The organism is Vibrio sp. 1F169 (assembly GCF_041439605.1).
Lineage (GTDB): Bacteria > Pseudomonadota > Gammaproteobacteria > Enterobacterales > Vibrionaceae > Vibrio > Vibrio tasmaniensis_A.
In genome coordinates this window covers 1-11,526 of the sequence record NZ_JBGOOI010000101.1, presented here as the reverse complement: position 1 = coordinate 11,526, position 11,526 = coordinate 1, and the positions used below count along the sequence as shown (strand labels likewise).

Here is an 11,526-nt window from a genome sequence, read left to right as displayed (position 1 = left end):
CGGCAACCGTTAATAGCGGTTCTAGGGTTCAAATCCCTATCCCTCCACCACCATTGAAAAGCCCGCTGAGAAATCAGCGGGCTTTTTTCATATTTGTCGTTTAGAAAAACAAAAAAGAGCACTAACGTGCTCTTTATCTGTGACTCAACACTTGCTTGTTTTCACTTATAGATAACTAGTCTTGAAGGTATTTACCTTCAGCTACCTGCCAAAATGCTCTAATCAACGGATTTTCTAACTGCGATCGCTTACAGCACACTCCCAATTCAAACGGCTTGATTGGTTCTATTTTTAAGCGGTCGACTTTATCTCTCACAGGACTGTTGTTGATTACAACGTCTGGCGCAATACCAACCCCACAACCAAGGGCAACCATACTGACGATCGCTTCATGACCAGATACCTGAGCGTAAATATTGGGTTTTATCTTCATCTTTTTGAACCATGCGTTCGCACGTTCTCGTGCAGTACCTGCTTCTGGGATGATAAAAGGTACTTCATTCCAGTTTGGTTTCTCTGATTGCAGCTGCTGGCTAAAACTACTCACACCGGATGGGATGATGACTGACAGTGGTATATCGCTGATGGTTTCGAACTCTAATCTTGAAGGAAGAATGTCTGGCTTCGCTGAGATAGCAATATCTGCTTCATCATTTAAAATCTTGTCGATGGATTGAGCCGGATCGCCTGTAGAGAGCTTAAATTCAATGTACGGATGAATAGCTCTGAATTCGGTTATGAGCTCAGGTAGGTGGCTGTAACTAGCCGTTACCGAGCAAAATATGCGGATTTCACCTTTAAGTTCTTGCTCACCACCTTTCAGGTGAAGATTGTATTGCTGCCACTCTCCAACGATGCTTAATGCTACTGGCAATAGGTGCTTTCCTGCTGGAGTGAGATCAACACTGCGGTTATCTCTGATAAGCAATTCTTGCCCCGTTTCTTCTTCAAGCTTTTGTACCTGACGACTAAGTGCTGAAGGACTGACGTGCATAGCCGCAGCTGTTTTGCTGAAACTCTTGCTATCACATAAATGTATAAATAATTGTAGAGATTTTATGTTCATGTTTTGCGATCGTTTCCATGTTGCATTTATTGCAATAACTAATTGTGAATATATCACTTTCAGCAACGGAGTGTCTGTTTTAGTATGAAGTCATTCGATAGAGAGATATCGACCTTACGGACTTATTTTTAAAGGAGTGCCCTACAATGGCTAACTATTTCAATACATTAAACCTTCGTGAGCAACTAGACCAATTAGGTCGCTGCCGTTTCATGGATCGTGAAGAATTTACGACTGAAGCTGAATACCTTGAAGGTAAGAAGATCGTCATTGTTGGCTGTGGTGCTCAAGGCCTGAACCAAGGTCTAAACATGCGTGATTCTGGTCTAGACGTATCTTACGCTCTACGCCAAGCTGCAATTGATGAGAAGCGTCAATCATTCAAGAATGCCGACGAAAACGGCTTTGTAGTTGGTAGCTACGAAACGCTAATCCCTCAAGCAGACCTAGTTATTAACCTTACTCCCGACAAGCAACACACTAATGTTGTTGAGACAGTAATGCCTCTAATGAAAGAAGGCGCTGCTCTTGGTTACTCTCATGGTTTCAACGTTGTTGAAGAAGGAATGCAATTACGTGCTGACCTTACCGTTGTAATGGTTGCACCTAAGTGTCCAGGTTCTGAAGTACGTGAAGAGTACAAGCGTGGTTTCGGTGTTCCAACACTGATCGCTGTTCACCCAGAAAATGACCCTAAAGGTGAAGGCTGGGATATCGCTAAAGCTTGGGCTGCAGGTACTGGTGGCCACCGTGCAGGTTGCCTAGAGTCTTCATTCGTAGCTGAAGTTAAATCTGACCTTATGGGTGAGCAAACTATTCTATGTGGCATGCTACAAGCGGGTTCTATCGTATCTTACGAGAAGATGATTGCTGATGGCATCGAACCAGGCTACGCAGGTAAACTTCTACAATACGGTTGGGAAACGATTACTGAAGCACTTAAGTTCGGTGGTGTAACTCACATGATGGACCGTCTATCTAACCCTGCTAAAGTTAAAGCGTTTGAGCTTTCTGAAGAGCTAAAAGACCTAATGCGTCCGCTTTACAACAAGCACATGGATGACATCATCTCTGGTCACTTCTCTAGCACAATGATGGCTGACTGGGCGAACGATGACGTGAACCTACTAGGCTGGCGTGAAGAGACAGGCGAAACAGCATTCGAAAACTACCCAGCTTCTGACGTAGAAATCTCAGAGCAAGAGTACTTCGACAACGGTATCCTAATGGTTGCTATGGTTCGCGCCGGTGTTGAGCTAGCATTCGAAGCAATGACAGCATCTGGCATCATCGATGAGTCGGCTTACTACGAATCTCTACATGAGCTTCCACTAATCGCAAACACAGTTGCTCGTAAGCGTCTTTACGAAATGAACGTTGTAATCTCTGATACTGCTGAGTATGGTAACTACCTATTCGCTAACGTAGCAACACCGCTACTACGTGAGAAGTTCATGCCTTCAGTAGCAACAGACGTAATCGGCCGTGGTCTAGGTGAAACATCTAACCAGGTTGATAACGCTAAACTAATTGAAGTAAACGAAGCTATCCGTAACCACCCTGTAGAGTACATTGGTGAAGAGCTACGTAGCTACATGAGCGACATGAAGCGTATCGCTGTAGGCGGTTAATTTGTCGCTTAGATACTATAAATTTGCAGAAAAAGCGAAGCAGTATCACTAACTTCTTACAGGTTGGAGTTATAAATAAGCAACACAACATCTAATAAAAAGGCTTGGTCGCCGTTGACCAAGCCTTTTTGCTTTTAGTAACAAAGTCTTAAAAATCAATGAAATGAACATTGTTTGTTCAGTCTTCGTCGACTTTCAGTTCTTGATTGATCTTCAGAAATACAAAAGGGTTGGTGCTTTAACACCAACCCTTTCAGTTTTCTTTCTTTACGCTTACTTGTCGGCAATCTTTGCTTCTAAGTCCGCTAGCTTTTGTTCCATTTCAGTCAGCTTTTGGCGAGTGCGCAGTAGTACTTGTGTTTGAACATCAAACTCTTCACGGCTTACAACGTCTAGCTTGTTCAGTTGGCCTTGGATAACCTGGCGAACTTTTTGATCTACATCTGAACCAAGCTCTTTTACTGGTTGAGGCATAGAATCGTGGATCTGCTTAGCAATCTGCTCTAGTTTTTTTGGATCAAACATATCAATTAAAACTCCTGAATATTTACCACTATTCTATTTAATCACACTTGCGATGTCGCCTATGGCGTACAAAAAAAGGCCACCGAAGTAGCCTTTTTATTGTTATTACGACTTAGTGATTACTTATTATCAGCTAATTCTCTGTGCGCTGCTTTTGCTTCATCGACGCGAGCTAGTTTTTCTAGGTCTTTGTCTTCAATAAATACAGGTAGAGGTTTGTGTTTTTCAGCTAAGTAACTGTAAATCACTGGCAGTACAAATAGCGTGAATAGAGTACCAATTGCTAAACCAGCAACGATTACGATACCAATACTGAAACGCTGAGCCGCACCCGCACCACTTGCGTACATCAGTGGGATTAGACCCGCGATCATCGCAGCCGTTGTCATCAGGATTGGACGAAGACGAACCTTCGCTGCTTCCATTACCGCTTCAATACGAGTTTTTTGATTGTGCAGCTGCTCTTCTTTCGCAACCTCACAAATCAAGATACCGTGCTTGGTAATCAGGCCGACTAAGGTGATCAAACCAACTTGCGAGTAGATGTTCATCGTTGCCGCGCCCCAAGCCAGAGCTATTAGGGCACCACAGATCGCCAGTGGTACAGATACCATGATAACCAGTGGGTCTTTCAGTGATTCAAACTGAATCGCCAATACCAAGAAGATGATTGCCAGAGCTAAACCAAAGGTCGCGTAAAGTGCGCTACCTTCTGTTACGTATTGGCGTGCTTCACCCATGTAGTCATGGTTGTAGCCACTTGGAAGCTTATTCGCTGCCGTGTCTTCAAACCACGCAATTGCATCACCCATTGCAGCGCCTGGAGCCGGTACCGCACCAATCGTAGCCGAGTTCAATTGGTTGAAGTGAGGAAGAGAGCGAGGCTCTGCCACAACATCAATCGTAATCAAACTGCCTAGAGGAACGGCGTTACCATCAGCGGCACGTACGTAGTAGTTGTTCATCGATTCAGGGTTTAGACGGAATTTACGTTCAACTTGAGGAATAACCTCGTAAGAACGGCCATTCAAGTCTATACGGTTCACGTAGCCATCAGACATCATGGTACCGAGCGTGATACCGATATCTTGCATGGTCACACCGTATGCGCCCGCTTTATCCTTGTCGATGTTGATCTTCATGGTTGCTGAGTCGTAGTTCAGGTCGAGATCTGAATATACGAACAACGGGTTTGAAGAGACATCAGCCAGAATGTCTGTGGTAATTTGGAACAAGCTTTCAAAACTGTTTGGCGTTGTTATGACAAATTGAATTGGAAGGCCTGAACCAGCACCGGGTAGTTCTGGCATTTGGAATGCAGTTACCGCCATTCCTGGAACATCTTTCACCAAATTACCAACGCGGTTTGCTACGTCTGATTGGCTTGCTTCACGTTCGCTCCAAGGAACCATAGACGCGATACCAAATGCTTGGTTTGCATTTGGCACACCTGTAAATACCTGTGCGTAAGCAACTTCTGGCTGATCAGACAGAATCTGGTTTACGTCGTTCATGGTATTTTGCATGAAGTCTAAGTTTGCATTCGACGGTGCTGTACCCATCAACATGATTACACCTTTATCTTCTGAAGGTGCTAGCTCACTAGGGATGAATTTGAACAACAACGGTAAACTTGCAAATACGATGATAGCAAAACCAATAAATACTGGACGATGTTGCATTACCGCACCAAGCATACGCTCGTAACGGTTAGTCATGCCATCTAGCACGCTATGAACTTTCTGCTCAAACTTGCTTGGCTCAGCGTGAGCTTTCAGCATTTTTGAACACATCATTGGCGAGAGCGTTAGTGCCACAATGCCTGATACGAAAACCGAACCCGCTAGGGTTAATGCAAACTCTTTAAATAGCGAGCCTGTAATACCACCCATCATCGCAATTGGAGCATATACCGCACCTAGCGTTAACGTCATTGCGATAACAGGCACCGCAATTTCGCGGGTACCGATAATCGCTGCACGGAAAGGGGACTCGCCGAGCTTGATATGCCTGTCGACGTTTTCAAGTACTACGATCGCATCATCTACCACTAGACCGATGGCAAGTACCATTGCAAGTAGTGTCATTAGATTCCAAGAGAAACCCATTGCCTGCATTACCATTGCCACACCAATCAAAGACAGTGGGATAGTAATAATAGGGATCAGTACCGCTCGGAATGAACCTAAGAATAAAGTAATTACTATCAATACGATTAATGCCGCTTCAAGGATTGTCTTAATAACTTCTTGAATTGACTCGTTAATCGCAATGGTTGAATCGTACATTACGTTCATTGAGATGTTGCTTGGTAGGTTCTTCTCTAGTTGAGGAAGAAGTTCCAGTACATCAGCAGCGATGTTGATTGGGTTCGCACTTGGCGCCGCATTGATCGCGGCTACAACCGCCTCTTGGCCGTTAGCACTTGCTCGGTAAACATCGTGACTTTTTTCAAGAGAAACCTTCGCGATATCGGATAGGCGAATGATCTCACCTTCTCCGCTTTTCACGACTAGATTCTCTAGTTCTTCAGTGTTTGATACTTGTGTATCGGCACTGCCGTTGTAAAGCACGAACTCACCGGTCGCTTGACCCGTAGCTGATTGGTAGTTGTTAGCGTTCAGTACCGTCATTACATCAGATGCAGTCAGACCAATCGCCGCCATTTTTGATGGGTCTAGCCATACGCGCAGTGCGTATTTCATACCACCATATAGATCAACTTTAGATACACCATTAACCGTAAATAGCTGCGGGTTGATTACACGCTCTAGATAGTCGGTAATTTGGCTCGATACCAATTCGTCACTGGTAAAACCAATGTAGAGTACCGCGGTTGTTGAACCGGTAGACATGGTTACGGTTGGATCTTCAGCCTCTTTAGGTAGCTGAGAACGTACCGAGTTTGTCTTGGCCAGTATGTCAGACAATGCCGCATTCGGGTCGGTGTTCAACTTCATGTTCACGGTAATCGTAGATTTACCTAGCACAGAAGAAGATGTCATATAATCGATGTTATCCGCTTGAGCCACAGCCTGTTCGAGGGGTTGGGTGATAAAGCCTTGGATAAGATCGGCACTTGCACCATAGTAACCAGTTGAGACTGTCACCACGGTATTCGTCATTTCAGGGTATTCACGCACCTGCATTTTGAAGATTGCTTGTAAACCAAGCAGAGCAATCAAAAAGCTGATGGATACCGCTAGAACTGGACGTTTAATAAAAACATCAGTAAAGCGCATTGTGCCTCCAGTTACAGCTTAGGTGTTTCAGATGGTGGAGTGATCGCATCACTTTCAACAACTTTAACTTTGGCGCCGTTACTTAGGCGTACTTGGCCAGAAGTTACAACCGTATCGCCAACTTTAACACCCTCAAGGATGTGTGCAATATCAGCCGTACGCTCACCTACTTTTACAACATGTTGAGCAACACGCTGAACTCCGTCTTCTTCAGTTAAGATGTAAACATTGTCGCCATATAGAGTGAAAGTAATCGCTGTTTGAGGAAGAGTAACTTGGTTCTCTAGCTTAGGCAGAATGATGTTAGCACGAGCGAACATACCGCTACGAAGCTTGCCATCATTGTTTGGAATATCTGCTTGAACTTGGATAAGACCACTTTGGATGCTTACTGCTGGTTCGATTGCACTGATAGAACCTTCAAATGGCTTCTCTGGGTAGGCATCAACAAAGATGTCGATAGCTTGACCCACATGGATGCGAGAGATATCAGTTTGAGAAACCGTGAAGCGCAGGCGCATGACACTGGTATCTTCTAAACGAACGATATCCGTACCTGATTGCAGGTATTGACCTAGGTAAACGTTACGAATGCCCACTTTTCCATCGAAAGGAGCACGAATTTCACGACGTTCGATAGATGCTTTTAGGCTTTCAATATCAGCAGATAGAGAATAGAAGTTTGCTTCTGCTTCATCGTATGCTTCTTTAGAAATAGAACCTTTCTTAAAAAGACCTTGGTAGCGTTTGTATTTTGCTTTTGCCGCAGGCAGGCGAGCTTCAGAGCTCTTTAGATTTGCCTTTTCTACGCCAGAATCAAGACGAACAAGAAGTTGGTCATTTTTAACATCAGTACCAGAACCAAAAGAGATTTGGTCAATAACACCGCTGGTTTCGTTCGCTAGTGTTACACCTTGGTTAGGTTCGATGAAGCCGATAGCTTCGATTACTGGAACCCAGTCGATAGGTTGAACTTCTGTTACCGTTACTGGAAACTCTGGCTCAGGTCGGTTAGCCATAAACTCAGCAATTTTTTGTTGTTTAAACATGTTAAACCCAATAACGCTGCCGAAAAGTAGTACAGCGATGAGTAACATGAAGAAAGTCCACTTTTTCATTCTAGTTAGAACTCCAAATTAGTGTGTAATAATCGCATCCCAACTTGCTTCAATCGCCGCTTCAATGGCTTTTTTATCAAGTTGGTAATATCCAAGAGATTGCTTACGGGCCAGCGTGACACTGACTTCTAAGCTAAGTGCTGCTAAAACAGGGTTTTCTAGAGGCTTAAATACCCCTTGCTCTCTACCTTCAGTAAAGAGTTGATCTATTTTGTGGAACATTTTTCGTTCAATCTCTTTGGTCTCATGGCTGCGAATACAAGGTAAAGAGTCGTATTGAGCTCTATTCTTTAAATTGCAGATGTTTGATCCCGAGAGCTCGAAAATGTTGAGCCACATTTTTCTAAATCGTTCTTTTAGACTCATCGAATCTTCAACGCCTTGCTGAATTAAACCAGCATTCCGTTGAGTGACAGCTAAGCGAACTTGTTGTAATAGTTCTTCTTTGTCTGAGAAGTAGCGATAAATAGTTCCTGCCGCAACTCCTGCTTCTTTAGCTAGTTTATGCATAGAAAGTCCGTGAAAGCCTGATTCAGCAATCAGTTTTTCGGCGGCATCTATAATTTGTTGTCTTTTATCTATCATAGAATAAAAACCAGACAGTGATAATATACTCACTAATGAATGAACGTTCATTCATTATAGCCTAAGACCCATACATAAGTGCAACATAGTTTTTCATATGTGATATAAAATTCTTGCATAAGAGAGCGTAGCATTCGAGGTGTTGCACCATTATTATAGGCGCGCAATTGAATTCGCCCCGATAGACCAAATTGAGAACCAAATGAAACTGAACCCAAGACAAGATGAAGCCGTGAAATATGTATCGGGCCCCTGTTTAGTATTAGCAGGCGCTGGATCTGGTAAAACACGTGTTATCACGAATAAGATTGCTTACTTGGTTCAAGAGTGTGGTTACAAGGCACGCAATATTGCAGCGGTAACTTTTACCAATAAAGCGGCACGCGAGATGAAAGAACGTGTGGGGCAAACTCTGGGTAAAGGTGAATCGAAAGGCCTGATCGTTTCGACTTTTCATACCATGGGCTTAACTATCATTCGTCGTGAATACAAAGCGCTGGGTCTGAAAGCGGGCTTCTCTCTATTTGATGACCAAGACCAGTTGGCGCTATTAAAAGAGCTAACAGAGAGACAGATCGATGGTGATAAGGATCTGCTGCGTGCTTTAATGAGCACCATTTCGAATTGGAAGAATGACATGCTGACGCCAGATCAGGCGAAAGCTCGAGCTCAAGGCGAACAAGAGCAGTTGTTTGCATTCTGTTTTGAGATGTACCAGAAACAGATGAAGGCATACAACGCGCTCGATTTTGATGATCTGATTGCGATGCCAGTATTACTTCTGAAAACCAATCAAGAAGTGCGTGAGCGCTGGCAGTCTCGTATTCGCTATTTACTTGTCGATGAGTATCAAGATACCAACACCAGCCAATATGAATTGGTGCGTCTGCTTGTGGGAGAGCGTGGTCGTTTGACGGTCGTAGGTGACGATGACCAATCTATTTACTCATGGCGTGGTGCAAAACCGCAAAACTTGGTGCTGTTAGGTGAGGACTACCCTAACTTACGCTTGATCAAATTAGAGCAGAACTACCGCTCAACGAGTCGAATTTTGCGTGCAGCGAATATCTTGATCGCTAATAACCCACACGTTTATGAAAAGTCACTGTTCTCTGAGATCCCGGACGGTGAAAAGCTCAAGGTACTGAATGCTAAGAATGAAGAGCATGAAGCAGAGCGTATTACAGGTGAGATCATCGCTCACAAGTTTTTGAATCGCACAGAATATAAAGATTACGCAGTGCTGTACCGTGGTAACCACCAATCTCGCTTGATTGAAAAAGCGTTGATGCAGAACCGTGTGCCTTACAAAATTTCTGGCGGTACCTCTTTCTTCGCTAGAGCTGAGATTAAAGACATCATGGCTTACCTCCGCGTGTTGGTGAACCCTGATGATGACAACGCGTTTCTACGTATTGTAAACACACCACGTCGTGAGATTGGCCCGGTGACGCTTGAGAAGTTAGGCAGCTACGCCAACATGCGTGGCAAGAGCTTGTTTGAAGCGAGCTTTGAGATGGGTTTAGAGCAAACTTTGACTGGTCGTGGTTTAGAAAACCTGCGCCGTTTCAGCGATTGGATTGTTCGTATTTCTGATAATGCTGAACGTGGCAATACCGTTGAGGCTGTTCGCTCTTTGGTTCGTGATATTAACTATGAAGATTGGTTGTACGAAACCTCGGCAAGCCCGAAGGCTGCAGAGATGAGAATGAAGAACGTTTCTGATCTTTATAGTTGGATCGTTGCTGACCTTGAGGGTGACAACTACGACAAAGAAGAGAAGACCCTACGAGAAGTGGTTCAACGTTTAACGCTACGTGACATGATGGAGCGTGGTGAAGATGATGACGATGCAGACCAAGTTCAATTAATGACATTGCACGCATCGAAAGGCCTAGAGTTTCCGTATGTGTTCCTGATGGGAGCCGAAGAGGGTATCTTGCCACACCAAACCAGTGTCGATGAAGGTAACGTAGAAGAAGAACGTCGTCTTATGTATGTAGGGATTACTCGCGCGCAGAAAGAGCTGACCTTCACTAAATGTCGTGAACGTCGTCAGTATGGCGAATTGATAAAGCCAACACAAAGCCGATTCCTCGATGAACTGCCGCATGAAGATGTGGAGTGGGAAAGTGTTAAGAAACCACAATCCGCTGAAGAAAGAATGGAAAAAGGACAGGCACACATTGCTAACATTCGAGCGATGTTCAACAAGAAGTAATTCCTTGCTTTCATCGCGTTATATAAAAGCCAATAAAAAAGGTGACCATGAGGTCACCTTTTTTGAATCTGGCATTTTTAATTACAGATCGGTAAATTACAGACCAGCAATCATGTGCTCGATAGCATCTTTGATTTCATCATCTGAACAGTCCATACATGAACCTTTCGCTGGCATAGCATTGAAGCCGTTGATTGCGTGGTCAGCTAGAATGTCGCGACCTTGGGCAATACGAGGACCCCAGTCACCAGCGTCACCTGTTTTAGGTGCGCCACTTACGCCAGATGCGTGACAAGCGATACAAAAGGTACCGTAAACTGCTGCGCCATCACGAGGGCCTGTTGGTTCTGCGGCTACTGGCTCGCTGCCGACTAGGTAAACTTGGCCAACTGGTTTGATGCGTTCAGCAATAGCATCTTGCTCTGCTTCGCTTAGGCCTGAAGCCATAGCGCCAGTTGAAAAGGTTAAAACTGCGATGACAACGCTTAAAATTCGACGAGACATATCCATTAAACTCACTTTACATTCCCAAGGTAAGTACATGCTTACCAATTTATAGTGTTGGAAGGGTGTTTTGGCTTTATCAGCAAAGAGCAACTGTTAAACCAATGTAAATAATGGGTGATTATATCCCGATAAGTTGTTGCAATAAACAACAACTTATAAGCTGCGGTGGGTTGTAGTACTCAAATAAGGGGTTTATCACATATTAACTGTCGAAAAAGAGACCAAACAGAAAAAAAAGTTAAAAAAGTACTAGACGGCATAAGGTGATATACGTATTATTCCACTCCGCCGACAGGGCATGCGCCTGTAGCTCAGCTGGATAGAGCGTTGGCCTCCGGAGCCAAAGGCCGAAGGTTCGAATCCTTTCAGGCGCGCCATCCGGTCTCTTACTTAGGTAAGTGAGAATTGGCAAAAAGAAATAATGGTGGCTATAGCTCAGTTGGTAGAGCCCTGGATTGTGATTCCGGTGGTCGCGAGTTCGAATCTCGTTAGCCACCCCATTCTTTCTTTACAAAATATCGGTAGCTTCGGCTTCCAGTGTTGATTCATTATTCCCAAGAGTCGATACGAAATTAGTCGGTGAATAGCGCAGCTTGGTAGCGCATCTGGTTTGGGACCAGAGGGTCGGGGG

At 44.2% G+C, this 11,526-nt stretch carries 8 protein-coding genes and 2 tRNA genes; 4 read left to right on the top strand and 6 right to left on the bottom strand.

The genetic code is table 11. The features are described from left to right. Positions 1-175: 175 nt before the first annotated feature. Positions 176-1,066, bottom strand: a complete 891-nt coding sequence (gene ilvY / locus ACED53_RS21695; RefSeq protein WP_029225377.1) for an HTH-type transcriptional activator IlvY — start codon at positions 1,064-1,066, stop codon at positions 176-178. A gap of 146 nt (positions 1,067-1,212) precedes the next feature. Between ilvY and ilvC the strand changes: the two genes are divergently transcribed. Then, on the top strand, positions 1,213-2,697 hold the full coding sequence (gene ilvC, locus ACED53_RS21690) for a ketol-acid reductoisomerase (RefSeq protein WP_017096410.1): 1,485 nt from the start codon (positions 1,213-1,215) through the stop codon (positions 2,695-2,697). A gap of 273 nt (positions 2,698-2,970) precedes the next feature. Here the strand turns inward: ilvC and ACED53_RS21685 are convergent, their stop codons facing one another. The 4 genes from ACED53_RS21685 to ACED53_RS21670 all read right to left on the bottom strand — a co-directional run bounded on the left by ACED53_RS21685 (position 2,971) and on the right by ACED53_RS21670 (position 8,218). Beyond that, on the bottom strand, positions 2,971-3,222 hold the full coding sequence (locus ACED53_RS21685) for an accessory factor UbiK family protein (protein WP_009848085.1): 252 nt from the start codon (positions 3,220-3,222) through the stop codon (positions 2,971-2,973). Positions 3,223-3,341: 119 nt separating this feature from the next. Then, positions 3,342-6,464, bottom strand: coding sequence for a multidrug efflux RND transporter permease subunit (locus ACED53_RS21680; RefSeq protein WP_017099978.1), 3,123 nt, complete (start codon positions 6,462-6,464; stop codon positions 3,342-3,344). A gap of 11 nt (positions 6,465-6,475) precedes the next feature. Continuing rightward, positions 6,476-7,582 (bottom strand): efflux RND transporter periplasmic adaptor subunit, encoded by a 1,107-nt coding sequence (locus tag ACED53_RS21675; RefSeq protein ID WP_017099979.1) that lies wholly within the window; start codon positions 7,580-7,582, stop codon positions 6,476-6,478. An 18-nt stretch (positions 7,583-7,600) separates the two neighbouring features. Beyond that, positions 7,601-8,218 carry a TetR/AcrR family transcriptional regulator gene (locus ACED53_RS21670; RefSeq protein ID WP_009848082.1) on the bottom strand — a complete coding sequence of 206 codons (618 nt, stop codon included), beginning with the start codon at positions 8,216-8,218 and terminating at the stop codon, positions 7,601-7,603. Between the two features lie 151 nt (positions 8,219-8,369). Here ACED53_RS21670 and rep point away from each other — a divergent pair, with 151 nt between their 5' ends. Next, positions 8,370-10,388, top strand: coding sequence for a DNA helicase Rep (gene rep / locus ACED53_RS21665; RefSeq protein WP_012602966.1), 2,019 nt, complete (start codon positions 8,370-8,372; stop codon positions 10,386-10,388). A gap of 96 nt (positions 10,389-10,484) precedes the next feature. On the opposite strand, the gene ACED53_RS21660 is transcribed toward rep, so the two are convergent. Continuing rightward, positions 10,485-10,898 carry a cytochrome c5 family protein gene (locus tag ACED53_RS21660; RefSeq protein WP_009848079.1) on the bottom strand — a complete coding sequence of 138 codons (414 nt, stop codon included), beginning with the start codon at positions 10,896-10,898 and terminating at the stop codon, positions 10,485-10,487. A gap of 297 nt (positions 10,899-11,195) precedes the next feature. Here ACED53_RS21660 and ACED53_RS21655 point away from each other — a divergent pair. Continuing rightward, positions 11,196-11,272: transfer RNA gene (locus ACED53_RS21655), tRNA-Arg, on the top strand. Positions 11,273-11,319: 47 nt separating this feature from the next. After that, positions 11,320-11,395: transfer RNA gene (locus tag ACED53_RS21650), tRNA-His, on the top strand. The last annotated feature ends 131 nt before the right edge of the window (positions 11,396-11,526 follow it).